Raw genomic sequence first — 16,327 nt, 5'->3', positions numbered from 1 at the left:
CGAGGGATCCTACGGTGCCCCGCCAGCCGGGCTGGTGGCAGCGCCCGGCAGGACGGCGATCGCGTGCCGTTCGACACGTACGACGACAGGCCGGCCCGGCTCCGCGACCCATCCCGGAGCACCGACCGCGTCCAGCTCGCCGACGCCCTCGACCGCCACCACGAGCCGGCCGGCGTCCGGGGTCGGGCGGAAGCCGCGGACCACGGCCGGGATCCCGTCGACCAGGTCGGGGCCGGCCAGCACGGCCGACGGGCGCAGCGCCACGGCGCCTGCGCCCGGGGGGAGACCGGCATGGCGCAGCACGGTCGCGGCGGCCGCTCCCTCCAGCACCCGGCTGTAGCCGAGGAACAGGGCGGTGTCGGCGTCGGCCGGGTGCGCCCAGACGTCACCGGTCGGGCCCTCCTGGACGATCCGTCCACCCCGCATCACGGCCAGGCGGTCGGCCACCGCGAAGGCCTCGTCCTGGTCGTGGGTGACCAGCAGCGCCGTCGTACCGGACTCGACGAGGATCCGGCGCAGGTCGGCGGCCAACCGCCCGCGCAGGCCGGCGTCGAGAGCGCTGAGCGGCTCGTCGAGCAGCAGCAGCCGGGGCCTCGCCGCCAGCGAGCGGGCCAGCGCGACGCGCTGCCGCTCACCGCCGGAGAGGGTGCGGGGCAGGCGGTCGGCGTGTCCACCGAGACCCACGAGCTCGAGCAGCTCGTCGACCTCCGCGCGTACGGCGGTCCGGGAGGCACCCTGCAGGCGCCGGGCGTACCCGACATTGCCCGCGACCGTGAGGTGGTCGAACAGCTGGCCGTCCTGGAACATCAGCGCGAACCCGCGCCGGTGGGTGGGTGTCCCGGCGAGGTCGGCGCCGTCCCAGGCCATCCGGCCGGCGGCGAGCGGCTCGAGGCCGGCGACGGCCCGCAACAGCGTGGACTTCCCGCAGCCCGAGGGGCCGAGGACGGCGAGCACGTCGCCGTCCGCGACCACCAGGTCGACGTGGTCGACGACCGCGGTCCCTCCGAAGACGACGCTCACTCCCTCGAGCTCCAGGCTCACCACGACCCCACTCCCGGCACACGCAGCCGCTCGACGACGAGGATGACACCGGCGGTCACGGCGGCCAGCACCACCGACGCGGCCATGGCGGTGCCGTAGTTGAGGGCCCCGGGGTGCCCGAGCAGCCGGTAGATCACGACCGGCAGGGTCGGCTCCGCCGGGCGCACGATGAAGGACGTCGCGCCGAACTCTCCCAGCGAGACCGCGAACGCGAAGCCGGCGGCGGCCAGCAGCGGCCGCCAGACGACGGCGAGGTCGACGGTGAGCAGCGTGCGCAGCGGCCCAGCGCCGAGCGAGGCGGCGGCCTGCCGCTGGCGGTCGTCGATGCCGGCGAGGACCGGCACGAGGGTGCGGACGACCAGAGGCAACGCCACCAGCGCCTGGGCGATCGGCACCAGCACCGGGCTGACGCGCAGGTCGAGCGGCGGCCGGTCGAGGGCGATGAGGAAGCCGAACCCGAGGGTGACCGCCGAGACACCCAGCGGCAGCATGAAGAAGCCGTCGAGCACCGCCCGCGCCCGCTTCCCGGCGCGCGTGCGCACCGTCCTGGTGACCACGAAGGCCACGACCAGGCCCAGGGCCAGCGACATCCAGGTGGCGTCGACCGCGATCCGCAGCGAGGCCACCAGGGCGTCGGTCACCGACACCTGCAACAGGCCGTCGGCCGAGCCCGCGAGGGCGCGATAGTGGTCGAGGGTCCACCGGCCCTCGCGTCGTACCGAGCCGACCAGCAGCGCCAGCACGGGCAGCGCGACGAGCCCGAGGGTCAGCGCCGTCATGGCCACGGCGGGGAGGTCGCGTCGCCGCGGCCGCGCTGGAGAGGCCGAGACCCGGCGCACCGTCGGGTCCGGTACGGCGCGCAGCCGGCCGACCACGACGAGCAGGGCCACGACCGCGAGCATCTGCACGAGCGAGAGCGCCGCTGCGGCGGGCAGGTCGAGCAGATCGGCGGTGAGCAGGTAGATCTCGGTCTCCACCGACGAGTAGCGGACACCGCCGAGCACGAGCACCACGCCGAACGCGGTCGCGCAGAACAGGAACACGACGCTCGCCGCGGACACGATCGCGGGCCGCAGGGCGGGCAGCGTGACCGTCCGGAACACCTGTGCCGGCGTCGCACCCAGGGCCGCCCCGGCCTCGGCAGGACGCCGGTCCAGGCCCTCCCAGGCCGCGCCCACCGTCCTGACCACGACGGCCACGTTGAAGAAGACCAGACCGATCAGGATGGCGACCGGCGTCCCATCGAGGTCGAGGAAGCCCAGCGGCCCCGACGCCGAGACCAGCTCGCGGACGGCCAGGCCGACGACGACCGTCGGCAGCACGAAGGGCACCAGCAGCGCGGTGCGCACCAGCGCCCGGCCGGGGAAGCGCAGCCGGTGGAGGACGTAGGCGGCCGGCACGCCGAGCAGCACCGCGGCCGTCGTCGCGACCGTGCTCGTCCAGACGGTGAACCACAGGACCCGGCCCGTGCGCGGCCGGCGCAGCACGTCGAGGACCGCGCCCGGATCGAACGACCCGTCCGGCCACACGCCCCGCTGGAGCATCGCGCCGACGGGCAGCACGAAGAAGACCGCGACGACGGCGACCGGGACCGCGGCGAGCAGCCCCAGTCCCAGTCGTCGGGCGGTCATCGCGAGACGATCTCCGTCCACTGCTCCAGCCACGCCTTGCGCTCGGCGGCGATCTCGGCGGGCGCGACCTGCTCGGACTGCCCCGTCTGCTCGGGCCGCTGCGCGAAGCGCCCCCAGTCGGCCGGCAGCTCCGTGTCGGACGCGACCGGGAAGACGTACATCGACTCGGGCAGCGCGGCCTGCACCTCCGGCGAGAGCAGCCAGTCGATCACGGCGTGGGCGCCGGCGGTGTTGGTCTCATCGCCGGCCAGCACGCCGGCGTACTCGACCTGCCGGAAGCAGCCGTCGAGCAAGGCGCTCGTCGTCGAGCTCTCCCCCGACTCGTCGAGCGTGAAGGCCGGCGAGGAGTCGTAGGACACGACGATCGGCCGGTCGCCACCGGAGAAGGTGAAGTCGGTGTAGTAGGCGTCGGACCAGCCCTTGACCACCTTGGCGCCGTTGTCGACGAGCTTCGTCCAGTACGACGGCCAGTCGTCGCCGTACCGCGCGATGGTCGCCAGCAGGAAGGCCAGTCCCGGCGAGCTGGTGCTGGCGCCGGGGATCACGAAGAGGTCCTTGTAGGCGGGCTTCGTGAGGTCGTCGAGCGTCGTGGGGGCGGGGACGCCCTCCGCGTCGAACCAGGCGTCGTCGACGTTGACGCAGACGTTGCCGGTGTCGATCGGGGTGAGGGCGTCGGCGTCGTCCCCCGCGAGCTCGTACGCGTCGGCGCCCGTCGGCAGCGTCGGCGCGTACGACGCGAACACGCCCTCGTCGACCGCACGGGTCGCGAAGGTGTTGTCGACGCCGAAGACGACGTCGCCGACCGGGTTCTCCTTGGTGAGGACGAGCTCGTTCGTGAGCGCGCCGGCGTCCTCGAGCTTGCTGATCCGCAGGTCGTAGCCGGTGTCCTTCTCGAACGCCGCGACGAGCTCGTCGGGGATCGCGAAGGACTCGTGGGTCACCAGCGTGACCGACGTGTCGTCGCTCGCCTTGCCGTCGTCCTCGGATCCGAGGAGCGAGCAGCCGCTCGCGAGGAGGGCGGACGTCGTGAGGGCCGCCAGGGTGAGGCGGCCGGTGAGCATGCGCGTACGCATCGGATGACTCCCTTCGCCGGTGCTAACCGGATCAGGTTCGGAGGGTCTGCGGCCCGCGCCGCACTCTCAGCACCCGTCTGGTGCTCCCCTGTCTGACCTCGTCAGTCTAGGCCGGTCCTCTCCGGGAGATGACAAGGCCCCGGGGGGGTTCGCTGACTCTCGTCGCTACGCCGTGCATCCCGGGGCTCTCTGTCGGAAGTTCACTCTACGCTCCCGGATCGACGCAACCAACCCGGGAAGGAGTATCGCGGTGCCTCGGAGCGAGTGGGACATGCAACGACTTTTGTCCCCTGCGCGAATGCGGCCGTACCTCGCGGCACGCGACGAGCACTGGGAGCATGCGATCACGCTCTACGACTGGAACACCCGCGTAGCCGCGGCCTTCTTCGAATCCGTCCACTATCTCGAGGTTGCGCTCCGCAACGCCCTGGACTCCGCCGCCTCAACTCACCTCGACGGCAGCTGGCTCAGTCCGACGTCGACGGTCCTGACACCCCGCTCCCGCGCGGCGGTGTCCCTGGCGCTCCGCCACGCCGGCGGATCTCAAGCACCGCACGGAAAGCTCGTCGCTGAGCTGCCGTTCGGCTTCTGGTGGTCGCTCCTGGCCGACGAGTACAACCGTCTTCTCTGGCAACCTGCGCTCCGTCACGCCTTCGACGGCACGGTTCGTCGCCGCCGACTGCATGCCGAGCTCGACGAGGTGCGCCGTCTCCGCAACCGGATCGCCCACCACGAGCCCATCCACACCCGTCCTCTCGAGGAGGATCTGGCACGCGTCCTGGATATCGCGCGACGCATCGGGCGCGCGCTGGGCGAGCACCTGGAAGCGACGACACGTGTGTCCGTGCTCATCGACGAGCGGCCGACCTGGCCACCCCCGACGCATCGTCAACAGACGGCGTAGACGACCCCGTCCGGATGGTCGGCCGCCGTGGCCTGGCCCCGGGCGACGAGGAGGTCGAGGTGGGCCTTGGTCTCCATCGCGGCCATGCCCTGGCTGAAGACGTCGAGCTCGCCGAACGCCCGCTCGTGCCGGGTCCAGCCGAGGTCCTTGGCGACGACGAGCGAGGTGACCGCGCCGCGGTCCCTCAACGAGGCCAGGCACAGCGCGAGGCGGTGCTCGTGGTGGGCGAGCAGCTCGTCGACCCGCGCGTACGACGACGGGGCGACCGGCCCGTGGGCGGGCAGGATGCGCAGGTCGGGCAGCTCGCGGACCCGCGCCAGCGACGCCATGAACTGGCCCAGCGGCTGGTCGGCGGGCGGGGCGGTGAAGCCGATCGACGGCGTGATCGTGGGCAGCACGTGGTCGCCGGCGAAGAGCACGCCCTCGCGCTGGTCGGCGTAGACGTAGTGGCCGGGGGTGTGACCCGGCGTGTGGACGGCGTCGATCCGGCGGCGGCCGATGTCGAAGGTGCGGTCGCCGTCGAGCCACACGTCGGGGAACGCCCAGTCGGTGGCATCCGGAAGCGCGCCGTCGTGCCCCTCGCGCCACTGGACGGCGATCTCCTCGGCACCCGCGGTGCGCAGCATGTCGAGGAAGGGGCTCTCCCCGATGTCCGACACCGACGCCCGGTGGAGCAGCTCGAGCGCGGGCTGCTCCTCGGCGCCGAGGACCACCTCCGCGCCGTACTCGTGGCCGAGGACGGTCGCGAGCGTGAAGTGGTCGCGGTGCACGTGCGTGACCAGGAACCGCTTGATGTCGCCGAAGCCGGAGTCGATCGAGCGCAGGCTCTTGTCGAGCAGCTCGCGCGCCACCGGGATCGACCAGCCGCCGTCGATCAGCGTGAGACCGTCGTCGCCCTGGACGACGTAGACGTTGATGGCCTTGAGAGCGTCCATCGGGAGCGGCAGCGGGATGCGCCAGATCCCCTCGGCGACCTGCCACGCTCCCTCGTCGGACCAGTATCGACCGGAGTCGGGCGAGACGGCGTGTCCGGTGGCGATCCCTCCAGTGGTCATGATGGCACTCTAGGTGGGATTCACATCCGGCCGGAGATCGGGTAGCTGGAGGTCGAGGTTCGGCTCCTGGATCCCGCCGTCGACCTCGAGCATCTTGCCGGTGACGTACTTGCCCGCCGGTGACGCCAGATAGACCACCGCGGCGGCGATGTCCTCGGCCTCGCCGATCCGGCCCAGGGGTGTCGCCTCCTCGAGCTGGGACTTCATCTCGGGCACGCCGGCGACGAACTCCAGGGCGCTGGTCATCACCGAGCCGACGAAGACGCCGTTCACTCGGATCTCGGGGTTCAGGTCGGTGGCGGCGAGCCGCGACCAGTGCGCGAGAGCGGCCTTGGCGGTGCCGTAGGCGAGGTAGCCGCGTCCGGCCAGGCGTCCCATCGCCGACGAGATGGAGGTGATGGACTTCTGCCGGCCCTCCCCCGCGGACCGCAGCATCAACGGTACGGCGGCGCGGCTCAGGGCGTGCGCCGTGGCGACGTTGAAGTGGAAGGCCTCCTCGAGATAGGCCACGTCGGTGTCGAGGAAGGCGTTGGGGATGGTGCCGCCGACGTTGTTGACCACGACGTCGAGACGGCCGAACGCGTCGAAGGCCTGCTGGGCGAGCGCGGCGACCTCGTCGGTGTGGGCGAGGTTGGCCGGTACGACGAGGGCGCGGCGCCCGGTGTCCTCGATCCGCTGCGCCACCTCCTTCAGCTGTGCCTCGGTCCGGGACGAGATGACGACGTCCGCACCTGCCTCGGCGAGCGCGAGCGCGGAGGCGGCACCGATCCCGCGACCGGCGCCGGTGACCACAGCGACGTGGTCGGTGAGCCGGAACCGGTCGAGGATGCTCATCGCGTCGTACCCGTGACGAGGCCGCGTCCGGTCACGAGCGGCAGGTCGAGCGCGGTGAGGAGGCCGGGCCTCGCTGCCACGACCGCCGGGATCGCGTTGATCAGCCGCTGGGCGGTGACGATCATCCCGGAGACGTTGTGGTCGCCGTGCTCGCCGTGGTGGGTGAGCTCGAGCTTCATGCACGGTTCACCGGTGACCTCGATCCGGTAGCAGCCGTCGCCCTCGGTCGGCGTGGGCCACTCGGGGACCTGGTCGGGCGCCGTCCGCGTGACATGCTCGAGGGTGACCCGCGGAACCCCGTCGACGGTGCCGATGACGCGGAACCGGACCGCGCCCATGGTGCCCTCGGCCACGTCCAGCGACACGGTCTTCGTGTCGCGCGGCGCCGGGCGGCGGTCGACCTCCTCGACCAGCGGCTCGTCGAGGGTCACCCCCAGGCCGGCCGCGATCACCCGCACCACCGGGCCCCACGCGGTGGTCAGGATGCCGGGCTCCCACAGCAGCGGCCTGGTGCCACCGTCCTGGAGCGGCTGGCCGAAGCCGAACAGGTCACGCATCACGACCGGCTGGTAGTACGTCGAGTAGTCGGCGATCTCGCTGACGGTCACATGGTCGATGCGCTGGCTGAGGCTGGTCAGCACGAGCGGCAGCACGTCGTTGGCGAAGCCCGGGTCGATGCCGTTGACGTGCAGGCTGGCGTTGCCCTGCCGGCCCGCCTCGTCGATCTGGTCGATCATCTCGGCCGGCAGCGTGCCGTCGCGGTGAAGCAGGATGACGGGACCGGACGAGACGACGTTGACACCGTCGCGGATCAGCTCGGTGAGGTCGGCGATCGACTCGAACACGCGGTCGTCGGTCATCGCGCCGTGCACGACGCAGTCGGGCCGCAGCGCCACGAGCTCGTCGCGGTCCGTCGTCGCCTTGACGCCGAGCTCGCGATCGAGGCCGGCGAGCAGGCCGGCGTCCTGGCCGTGCTTCTCCGGGGTCGAGGTCCACACCCCGACCAGCTCGAGGTCGGGATGGGCGTCGACGCCGACGATCGCGTGGCGGCCGATCGTCCCCGTGGACCAGACGACGACCCGCAGCGGCTTCTCGGGACGGTGCAACATCGAGGGGGCCTGTGACATGCGGGTCAATGTAGAACGAGTTCTAGTTTTGCGGAAGGGGTGGACGCGAGTTTCCTCGTCCCAGCTCGCCTACGTCAGCCTGCGGAGCGCGGCACGGGGATGACCTCGTCCGCCGCCCACTCGGTGCACCGCGTGCCCGAGTAGATCGTGGGCATGCAGCGGTTGCAGTGGATGCAGATGCCACCGGTGGCCGCACCGGCCCGGAGCCGGTCGACCAGGTCCGGCTCGCGCAGCAGCGCGCGGCCCATCACGACGAAGTCGAAGCCGTCGGCCATCGCCTGCCGCATCGTCGCCAGCTCATTGATGCCGCCCAGCAGCATCAACGGCATCGCGACCGCAGCGCGCAGCTCGAGTGCCTTCTGCCGGAAGTACGCCTCCTCGAAGTCGTAGCGCTTGAGGAAGCCCCGTCCCGCCGGGCTCCGCATCCCCCAGCGCACCAGGGGCGGCATGGTCGCGGCGAACTCCGCGACCGGCGCGCCGCCACGGAAGAGGTACATCGGGTTCATCAGGGACGAGCCGCCCGAGAGCTGAAGCGCGTCGAGATGGCCGTCGGCCTCCAGCAGCCGCGCCAGCTCGACGCTCATCGCCGTCGTCACGCCGCCGCCGAAGCCGTCGGAGACGGACACCTTCGCGGTCACCGCGACGGCGTCCCCCACCTCCTCGCGGACGACGCGCGCGACCTGTCGCGCGAGTCGGGCCCGCCGCTCCAGCGGACCACCCCACCTGTCGCGACGGCGGTTGAGGCCGGGGGCGAGGAAGGACGAGATCAGGTACGAGTGCGCCATGTGCAGCTCGAGCACGTCGAACCCGGCCCGCACCAGCGTGCGGGCCGCGTCGACATACGCCCGGGTGACGCGGGTCAGGTCCTTCTCGGACGCGGAGCGGATCATCTGCATCGACAGCGGGCTCGGCATCGGGCTCGCCGCGATCGCGTGGATGCCGTTGGAGCGGCCGTTGGCGACGGGGCCGGCGTGCCCGACCTGGCCGGCGATCGCGGCGCCGGTCGCGTGGATCTCGTCAGCCAGCCTCGTGAGGCCGGGAAGGCTCCGCTCCCCCACGACGATCTGCTCGCGGTGGGTGCGCCCCTCGGGCGCGACCGCGAGGTAGGCGACCGTGGTCAGGCCGACCCCGCCGGCAGCCGGGGCCCGGTGGTAGGCGATGAGCTCGTCGGTGACCAGGCCCTCGGGCGTCCGGCCCTCGAAGGTCGCGGCCTTGACCGTCCGGTTGCGCAGGCGGACCGGTCCCAGCTCGGCCGGGGCGAAGACGTCGGGGATGCTCACGCGGCGCACTCTAGACCGACGGTGGAACACGTTCTACTCGTTCGGGTCTATCGTCGGGCCATGGCCAAGACGCTGTGGCGGGACCGCAACGACGCCCTCGACCCGGAGACGGACTACGTCGAGATCTATCAGAACCTGGCGCTCTACGAGTTCACCTGGGACCTCACCCAGGCGCTCAGCTTCGCGCTGTTCCGGACCTACGCCGTCCCGAGCATCGGGCGGCTCCTCGACGAGACCGGCGCCTTCACCGGCGCCGTCCAGAAGCGGTACGACGACACGGCGCTCCTGCTCGAGGCGCCGTTCGTGCACGGCTTCGACTCCGACGCTGGCCGGACGGCACTGCGCCGGATCAACCAGATGCACCGTGCCTACGACATCTCCAACGACGACTTCCGCTACGTCCTGTCGACCTTCGTGGTCGTCCCCAAGCGCTGGCTGGACGACTACGGCTGGCGCCGGCTCACCGACGGCGAGCTGCGCGCGAGCGTCAACTACTACCGCGCGCTCGGGCGGCACATGGGGATCAAGGACATCCCGGAGACCTACGACGCGTTCATGCACCTGATGGACGACTACGAGCGCGCCCACTTCGACTTCGACGCCGGCGGCCGCCGGGTCGCGGACGCCACGCTGCGCCTGCTCACCACGTTCTACCCGCGGCCGCTGCGCACGCCGGTGGACCTGTTCAGCCGGGGGCTGATGGACCGGCCGCTCCTCGACGCCTTCGCGTACGCCGACCCGGGGCCCGTCGTACGCCGGCTCAGCGTCGGTGCGATGCGGGTCCGGGCCCGGCTGCTGCGCCACACCCCGTCGAACCGCAAACCGAGCTTCACCGCCGACCTGCCGCGGATCAAGAGCTACCCCGGCGGCTACCGGCTCGGCGATCTCGGGACCTTCCCCGTCGCGGGCGTCGGGGGCTGCCCGGTGCGGCACGAGGCCTCGGTGGCTCCGGGCTGAGCTGACCGTCGTACCGGACGATTCGGTCGCGATTCCGGCGAGTTCACGACCGAATTGTCCGGTACGACGCCGAGGTCAACCCCCGAACTTCGGCGCCCGCTTCTCCACGAAGGCGGTGACACCCTCCCGCCCGTCGGCGCCGTCGGCGAGGGTCCGGATGGACAGGGTCTCCTTGCGCAGCGCGGACTCCGGCGCGGGCGCGGCGACCTCGCGCAGCAGCCGCTTGGCGGCGGCGTTGGCCGCGGCCGAGCCGGCGACGAGACCGGCGACGAGCTGGTCGACCGTGGCGGCCAGGTCGTCGGCGGGGACGACGCGGGCGACCAGGCCGGCGTCGTACGCGTCCTGAGCGGTGAGCAGGTCGCCGAGGAGGGCCAGGCGCAGGGTCCGGTGGAGGCCCAGGGTGTGGACGAGCAGCGAGCTGCCGCCGTCGGGCGAGAGGCCGACCTTGGTGTAGGCGAGGCTGAACTTGGCGGACTCGGCGGCGACCACGACGTCGGCCGCGGCGGCGAGCGGGAAGCCGGCGCCGGCGGCCGTGCCCTGGACCGCGCTGACGACGATGGCGTCGGAGCGGACCAGCTCGCCGACCACCCGGTGCAACGCCTCGGCGAGGTCGTCGATGAAGCCGGCCATGTCGTCGGAGGCGGCGAAGGCGCCGAGGTCGCCGCCGACGGAGAAGAACCGGCCCTCGGCGGCCAGTACGACGACGCGCGCGCCGTCACGGTGTGCCGAGCGGACGGCGTCGTGGAGCTGGGCGACCGAGGCGTGGTGGATCGGGTTGCCGCGGTCCCCGTCGGCCAAGGTGATCCGGGCGACGCCGTCGGCGTGCTCGTAGCGGACGAAGGTCGCGATCTTCTGCTCGGTCTTCTGCTCGGTCATCAGGCGATCCTCGGTCGGTCTCAGCGGAACTGGTCGTGCAGGGCGGGTGGCAGGTCGAACAGCGGGGCACGGGTCAGCTCCGCGCGTCCGAGCGTGGTCAGGTGGGCCTCGTCGGGACCGTCGAAGATCCGCATCGCGCGGTGCCAGCCGTAGAGCGACGCGAGCGGTGTCGCGTCGCTGATGCCGGCGGCGCCGTGGAGCTGGATGGCACGGTCGATGACGGAGAGGACGGCGCGCGGCACGGCGACCTTCGCGGAGGCGATGAGGTGACGGGCGCCCTTGTTGCCCTCGGCGTCGACGGTGTGCGCGGCGAGATGGCACAGCGCACGGGCCTGGTCGAGCTCGACCCGCGACTCGGCGATCTTCTCCCGCACGGCCGACTGCTCCGCGAGGAGCCCGCCGAACGCCGTACGGGACTTCGCCCGGTCGACCATCATCGCCAGCGCCCGCTCGCCGGCACCGAGGGCCCGCATCACGTGATGGATCCGGCCGGGGCCCAGCCGCATCTGCGCGGCAGCGAAGCCGCCACCCTCCTCGCCGAGGAGATTGCTCACGGGGACGCGGGCGTCGGTGAACTCGATGACCGTGTGGCCGTGCTGGTCCTGGCGGCCGAACACCGGGTAGGACCGCTTGATCTCGACGCCGGGGGTGTCGACGGGGACGATCAGCATCGACTGCTGTCGGTGGGTGGCCGCGTCGGGATCCGTCTTGCCCATCACGATGAGGACCCGGCAGCGCGGGTCGGCGGCACCGGTGATCCACCACTTGCGGCCGTTGACGACGTACTCGTCGCCGTCGCGCTCGATCCGCGTCTCGACGTTGGTGGCGTCGGACGACGCCACCGCCGGCTCGGTCATCGCGAACGCGGAGCGGATCTCACCATCCAGCAGCGGCCGCAGCCAGCGCTGCTTCTGCTCCTCGGTGCCGACCAGGTGCAGCAGCTCCATGTTGCCGGTGTCGGGAGCCTGGCAGTTGATCGCCTCGGGCGCGAGCTCGAGGCTCCACCCGGAGAGCTCGGCGATCGGCGCGTACTCCAGCTGGGTCAGCCCGGACTCGCTCGGCAGGAAGAGGTTCCACAGGCCGCGCGCCCGGGCCGCGACCTTGAGCTCCTCCACCACCGTCGGCACGGTGTGGTCGTCGGGGCCGGCGGCCTCGCGATAGCGCTCATAGGCCTGCTCGGCCGGGAACACGTCCTCGGCGAGGAACCGCCGCATCTCGTCGTACAGGCGCAGGGCCTGCTCGCTCGGCGCGGCATAGGCGGGATACATCGGCGACGGCCCTGTCATGGGGCCATGATGGCGCACGCGCCCTGTGCATGAATCACCGGATGTCCGGGGATTCATACCCGTCACGAGGCGCAGTCGCCGGTGTCGACCTCGGTCTCCGACGACGTGCCGGCACGCGCACTGGCCTGCACCTGCTGGGCGGTGAGGGCGTACCCGGTCTCGGGATCGGTCACCGACGCGGCGAAGACCACGCCGGCGACCTTGCCCTGAGGGGTCACGATCGGGCCGCCGGAGTTGCCGGGCCGGACCAGGCCACGCAGAGAGTAGACCTCGCGAACCACGGTGCCGGCGCCGTAGATGTCGGGCGAGCGGAGGTTCTGCATCGCGCGCACCCGGCCGGTCTGGACGTCGAACGGCCCGTCCTGCGGGTAGCCGACGATCGCGACCGGGTCCTCGGCGCCGACGCCCGTGTCGAACCTCAGCACCGGGGCGTCGTCGGTCTCCAGCGCGAGGATCGCGACGTCGAGCTCTCGGTCGTAGAGCACGACCCGGGCGAGCTCGGTGCCGCCGCCGATGCTGACCTCCGGGTCGTCGACGCCCGCCACGACATGGGCGTTGGTCATCACCCGGTCCTCGGCGAAGACGAACCCGGTGCCCTCGACGCCCCGGCCGCAGCTGTTCGCGCCCCGGATCTTGACCACGCTGGACCGGGTCGCCGCGACCTTGTCCGACCCCGGCAGGTCCGACGGCCCGGGGGCGACCTCCACGATCCGCTCCGGGGCGAACGGCTCGAGGTAGCGGGGGAAGAAGCCGGTGCCGACCACGTTGTTGAACGCCTGCAGTGCGTTCGGCGCCGACTCCGGAAGCACCTCGTTGACCTTCGACAACACCGCCGAGCTGCGCACCATCGAGGTGACCGGGCCGATCCGGGTCCCGGAGATCGCGACGCCGAGCGCCCAGGCGACGAGGAGGACGGCGAGCGCGCTGAGCAACGCCCCGCCGACCGCGTCCAGGGCCCGGGCCGGCTGCCAGGTGATCCGCTCGCGCACCCGCGCGCCGGCGTACTGCAGCACCGCCTGGCCGAGCGAGGCGCACAGGATCACGATGAACAGGGCGCCGAGGGACACCGCCAGCGACGGATCGAGGCCACCGAGGACCAGCGGGGCCAGCAGGATGCCACCCAGGCCGCCCGACAGCAGCCCGACCGTCGCGAAGGCGCCGGTGATGAAGCCCTGCCAGTAGCCGGACAGGGCATAGGCGGCGACGAGGACGACGAGCAGCCAGTCGAGGGCGTTCACCCGTTGGGCTCCAGGATGTCCATGCCGTCCCCCGCGTCCTCGTCGGCAGCTGCCGCGGCAGCCGTCCGGCGGACGTGCTCGGCGAGCATGTAGTCCGGGAGATCATGCACCGGTGGGTCCGTCACCGGGGGGAGCCACCCGAGGAAGTCGAAGAACTTGGTCAAGATCCCGCCCGTGAAGCCCCACAGGATCACGTCCTTGTCGGGGCCGATGAGGAAGCCGGGGCCCATCCAGCCTCCGGGGTGGCGCACCTGGATCCGGTGCTCGGGAGCGAAGAGCTCCTCGAGCGTGACCCGGTGGATCGCATGCACCTCCTGGGGTGACGCGACGCGGATCGGCGCCGGGTCGCGCCACCAGCCGAGGATGGGCGTCACCGCGAAGTTGGACGGCGGCAGCCACAGCTCGGGCAGGCTCCCGAACACCTCGACACCGGCCGGGTCGACGCCGATCTCCTCCTCGGCCTCCCGCAGCGCCGCCTCGACCACGCTCTCGCCGGGATCGATGCCGCCGCCCGGGAAGGAGACCTGGCCCGGGTGGGAGCGCATGTCGTGGGCGCGCTCGGTGAGCAGGACGTCGTGGTCGCCGAAGAGCATGAGGACGGCGCCGCGGCGTACCGGCTTGTCCTTGGGCGGCAGGAAGGCCGTCAGGTGGCTGCCGCTGATCCGCCGCGCGCCCCGCGCGACGGGGTGCAGCCAGTCGGGCAGGTCGGCGGGCAGGTCGTCCGGCAGGTCCGTCACGACGCCGCCTGGGCGGTGAGGTCGAGGTCGAGGTACGTCGCGACCATGTCGACGATCTCGTCCGGTGAGGTCACCCCACCGGTGTGCGGTCGCGACACGGTGCCGTCCGCGGCGACGAACAGGAAGAACGGCAGGCCGATGCCGAGGTCGGCGTCGGTCTCCTGCAGGTCGCCGCAGGCATCGGCGAGCGACGGGTAGGTGACGCCGCTCTGCCGCGCCAGGTCGATGGCCGCGCCGGGATAGGTGTCGAGCCAGTTCACGCCCAGGACGGTGATCCGGTCGCCGTGGGCCTCGTAGAACGCCTGCAGCGCCGGCATCTCCTTGCGGCACGGGCCGCAGTTGGACGCCCAGAAGTTGAGGATCGCCGGTCCGTGCACCTGCGACAGCGCCGCCCCGGTCGCGCCGCCGAGGCAGTCGAGCTCGAGGTCCGGCAGCTGCGCCGCGGCGCCGTCGGCAACCGACCAGGTCGTCGGGTCGCAGTCGGCGATGCCGGCGGCCTCGCGGTCCTCGATCAGGTCCGGCGTCGCGGCGTCCACCTTGCACGCGAACGCGGGCGCGACGCTGTCGCAGCCCGTCAGGAGGACGCCCGCCACCACCAGGGCGACCGCGGCGGCGGGAAGACGCATCAGTTGGGACCTTCGGTGCGGACCAGCTTCTCCGCCTCGACCGGGTCCGTCGGTCCGGTGCCGTAGGACGGGCACCACCGCGCGACGGGGCATGCGCCGCACGCGGGCTTCTTCGCGTGGCAGCGCCGGCGGCCGTGCCAGATCAGGTGGTGCGACAGCATGGTCCAGTCACGCTGGGGGAACAGCGCACCGACGGCGTGCTCGACCTTCACCGGGTCGGTCTCCTCGGTCCACCCGAGGCGGCGGGCCAGTCGGCCGAAGTGGGTGTCGACCGTGATGCCGGGGAGGTCGAAGGCGTTGCCGAGGACCACGTTGGCGGTCTTGCGGCCCACGCCGGGGAGCGTGACGAGGTCGTCGAGCCGGGCGGGCACCTGACCGTCGTAGCGCTCGACGAGGGCGGCGCTGAGCTTGAGCAGCGACTCGGTCTTGGCCCGGAAGAAGCCCAGTGGACCGACGATCTGCTCGAGATGGGCGCGGTCGGCGGCGGCCATCGACGGCGGGTCCGGGTAGGCGGCGAACAGCGTCGGGCGCACCGCGTTGACCCGCTTGTCGGTCGTCTGCGCGGACAGCACGGTCACGACGAGGCACTCGAACGGGTTGTCGAAGTCGAGCTCGGCCTTGGCGTCGGGGTAGGTCTCGGCGAGCACCCGGTCGATCTTGCGGGCCCTCCGGACGAGCTGGGTCGACGTCTCCTCAGTGGTGTCGATCGGCCGCACGGAGGCCACCCTACGGTGTGCCTCCGACAGCCCGAGCCGGTGTGTCCGAGGAGGACATGCCGGATGCGGCACTAGGTGTGACATCGCGCACTGGCTAGGATGCGGCCGACCGGGTTTTACGCAACTTTGGAGGAAGCGTGGACAACGACGTACTCCGTCAGGCGCCACTGTTCAGTGCCCTCGACGACGAGGCGATGGCAGGGCTGCGCACGTCGCTGGCCACCACCCGGCTACGCCGCGGTGAGGTGCTGTTCCACGAGGGCGACAGCGGCGACAAGCTGTACGTCGTCCTCGAGGGCAAGGTGAAGCTCGGCCGCACCTCGTCCGACGGCCGCGAGAACCTGCTCGCGATCATGGGCCCCGGGCAGATGTTCGGCGAGCTCTCGCTCTTCGACCCGGGTCCGCGCTCGGCCACCGTCACCTGCGTGACGGACGCCGAGTTCGCGTCGCTCTCCCACGAGGACCTGCTGCGCTGGCTCGAGGGTCGCCCGACGGTCGCCCGTGGTCTGCTCGCCCAGCTGGCCGCGCGGCTGCGCAAGGCCAACGACGTCGTCGCCGACCTGGTGTTCTCCGACGTCCCCGGCCGGGTCGCCAAGGCGCTGCTCGACCTCGCCGACCGCTTCGGGCGCACCGCCGACGACGGCGTCCACGTCCACCACGACCTCACCCAGGAGGAGCTCGCCCAGCTGGTCGGCGCCTCCCGCGAGACGGTCAACAAGGCGCTCGCCGACTTCGCCTCGCGCGGCTGGCTGCGCCTGGAGCCCCGCTCCGTCGTCATCCTCGACATGGAGCGGATGTCGCGGCGGGCCCGCTGAGGCTGGTCCGGTGGGGCCGCGGTTCCATCACGGTATGTAGGCGAAGGGCCGCTTCTGTAGCGGAGCTCCACTACAGAAGTGTGGGTTCGACGACATCACGTGGTGAACCCGACCGCACGGACCCACCTCGC

The 16,327-nt window shown here is 72.0% G+C and carries 16 protein-coding genes and 1 riboswitch; of the genes, 3 read left to right on the top strand and 13 right to left on the bottom strand.

Features of this window, described 5'->3' with window-relative positions; genetic code table 11:
- Window positions 1-9: 9 nt before the first annotated feature.
- The 3 genes from KVF89_RS13485 to KVF89_RS13475 all read right to left on the bottom strand — a co-directional run bounded on the left by KVF89_RS13485 (window position 10) and on the right by KVF89_RS13475 (window position 3,745).
- Window positions 10-1,044: an ABC transporter ATP-binding protein gene (locus KVF89_RS13485; RefSeq protein ID WP_257426143.1), complete on the bottom strand. Its 1,035-nt coding sequence runs from the start codon at window positions 1,042-1,044 to the stop codon at window positions 10-12.
- Window positions 1,038-2,672: an ABC transporter permease gene (locus KVF89_RS13480; RefSeq protein ID WP_257426141.1), complete on the bottom strand. Its 1,635-nt coding sequence runs from the start codon at window positions 2,670-2,672 to the stop codon at window positions 1,038-1,040. Before KVF89_RS13480 ends, KVF89_RS13485 begins: the two co-directional genes overlap by 7 nt.
- Window positions 2,669-3,745, bottom strand: a complete 1,077-nt coding sequence (locus tag KVF89_RS13475; protein WP_257426140.1) for a thiamine ABC transporter substrate-binding protein — start codon at window positions 3,743-3,745, stop codon at window positions 2,669-2,671. The genes KVF89_RS13480 and KVF89_RS13475 overlap by 4 nt, the downstream gene beginning before the upstream one ends.
- Window positions 3,737-3,845, bottom strand: a riboswitch (TPP riboswitch). Its footprint overlaps the gene before it by 9 nt.
- 150 nt (window positions 3,846-3,995) lie before the next feature.
- Here KVF89_RS13475 and KVF89_RS13470 point away from each other — a divergent pair.
- Window positions 3,996-4,649, top strand: coding sequence for a hypothetical protein (locus KVF89_RS13470; protein ID WP_257426138.1), 654 nt, complete (start codon window positions 3,996-3,998; stop codon window positions 4,647-4,649).
- Here KVF89_RS13470 and KVF89_RS13465 read toward each other — a convergent pair.
- From KVF89_RS13465 to KVF89_RS13450, 4 genes are all read right to left on the bottom strand, one after another.
- Window positions 4,634-5,704 carry an MBL fold metallo-hydrolase gene (locus KVF89_RS13465; RefSeq protein WP_257426136.1) on the bottom strand — a complete coding sequence of 357 codons (1,071 nt, stop codon included), beginning with the start codon at window positions 5,702-5,704 and terminating at the stop codon, window positions 4,634-4,636. The two genes, KVF89_RS13470 and KVF89_RS13465, sit on opposite strands and share 16 nt — an antisense overlap.
- Before the next feature lie 9 nt (window positions 5,705-5,713).
- A complete protein-coding gene (locus KVF89_RS13460; RefSeq protein WP_257426134.1) occupies window positions 5,714-6,538 on the bottom strand; it encodes an SDR family oxidoreductase in 825 nt (274 codons plus the stop codon).
- Window positions 6,535-7,665: an NAD(P)H-dependent amine dehydrogenase family protein gene (locus KVF89_RS13455; RefSeq protein WP_257426132.1), complete on the bottom strand. Its 1,131-nt coding sequence runs from the start codon at window positions 7,663-7,665 to the stop codon at window positions 6,535-6,537. Before KVF89_RS13455 ends, KVF89_RS13460 begins: the two co-directional genes overlap by 4 nt.
- A 74-nt stretch (window positions 7,666-7,739) precedes the next feature.
- Window positions 7,740-8,945 carry an oxidoreductase gene (locus tag KVF89_RS13450; RefSeq protein WP_257426130.1) on the bottom strand — a complete coding sequence of 402 codons (1,206 nt, stop codon included), beginning with the start codon at window positions 8,943-8,945 and terminating at the stop codon, window positions 7,740-7,742.
- Window positions 8,946-9,005: 60 nt separating this feature from the next.
- Here KVF89_RS13450 and KVF89_RS13445 point away from each other — a divergent pair, with 60 nt between their 5' ends.
- Window positions 9,006-9,902, top strand: coding sequence for an oxygenase MpaB family protein (locus tag KVF89_RS13445; RefSeq protein ID WP_257426129.1), 897 nt, complete (start codon window positions 9,006-9,008; stop codon window positions 9,900-9,902).
- A 75-nt stretch (window positions 9,903-9,977) separates the two neighbouring features.
- Here the strand turns inward: KVF89_RS13445 and KVF89_RS13440 are convergent, their stop codons facing one another.
- The 6 genes from KVF89_RS13440 to nth all read right to left on the bottom strand — a co-directional run bounded on the left by KVF89_RS13440 (window position 9,978) and on the right by nth (window position 15,381).
- Window positions 9,978-10,778: an enoyl-CoA hydratase/isomerase family protein gene (locus tag KVF89_RS13440; RefSeq protein ID WP_257426127.1), complete on the bottom strand. Its 801-nt coding sequence runs from the start codon at window positions 10,776-10,778 to the stop codon at window positions 9,978-9,980.
- Between the two features lie 20 nt (window positions 10,779-10,798).
- The gene (locus tag KVF89_RS13435; RefSeq protein WP_257426125.1) at window positions 10,799-12,064 is read right to left on the bottom strand and encodes an acyl-CoA dehydrogenase family protein; all 1,266 of its coding nucleotides are present in this window, start codon (window positions 12,062-12,064) and stop codon (window positions 10,799-10,801) included.
- 62 nt (window positions 12,065-12,126) lie between these two features.
- Complete coding sequence (locus KVF89_RS13430; RefSeq protein WP_257426124.1) at window positions 12,127-13,302, bottom strand: MarP family serine protease; 1,176 nt, start codon at window positions 13,300-13,302, stop codon at window positions 12,127-12,129.
- Window positions 13,299-14,039, bottom strand: coding sequence for an NUDIX hydrolase (locus KVF89_RS13425; RefSeq protein WP_257426123.1), 741 nt, complete (start codon window positions 14,037-14,039; stop codon window positions 13,299-13,301). Before KVF89_RS13425 ends, KVF89_RS13430 begins: the two co-directional genes overlap by 4 nt.
- Window positions 14,036-14,665: a TlpA family protein disulfide reductase gene (locus tag KVF89_RS13420; RefSeq protein ID WP_257426122.1), complete on the bottom strand. Its 630-nt coding sequence runs from the start codon at window positions 14,663-14,665 to the stop codon at window positions 14,036-14,038. The genes KVF89_RS13425 and KVF89_RS13420 overlap by 4 nt, the downstream gene beginning before the upstream one ends.
- Window positions 14,665-15,381: an endonuclease III gene (nth, locus tag KVF89_RS13415; protein WP_257426120.1), complete on the bottom strand. Its 717-nt coding sequence runs from the start codon at window positions 15,379-15,381 to the stop codon at window positions 14,665-14,667. The genes KVF89_RS13420 and nth overlap by 1 nt, the downstream gene beginning before the upstream one ends.
- A gap of 137 nt (window positions 15,382-15,518) precedes the next feature.
- Between nth and KVF89_RS13410 the strand changes: the two genes are divergently transcribed.
- Window positions 15,519-16,196, top strand: coding sequence for a Crp/Fnr family transcriptional regulator (locus KVF89_RS13410; RefSeq protein ID WP_141800618.1), 678 nt, complete (start codon window positions 15,519-15,521; stop codon window positions 16,194-16,196).
- Window positions 16,197-16,327: the final 131 nt, after the last annotated feature.

The sequence above is a fragment of the Nocardioides carbamazepini genome (assembly GCF_024614185.1).
Classification (GTDB): Bacteria; Actinomycetota; Actinomycetes; order Propionibacteriales; family Nocardioidaceae; genus Nocardioides; species Nocardioides carbamazepini.
The sequence above is the reverse complement of the archived record's forward strand: the minus strand, read 5'-3'. Positions and strand labels throughout refer to the sequence as shown.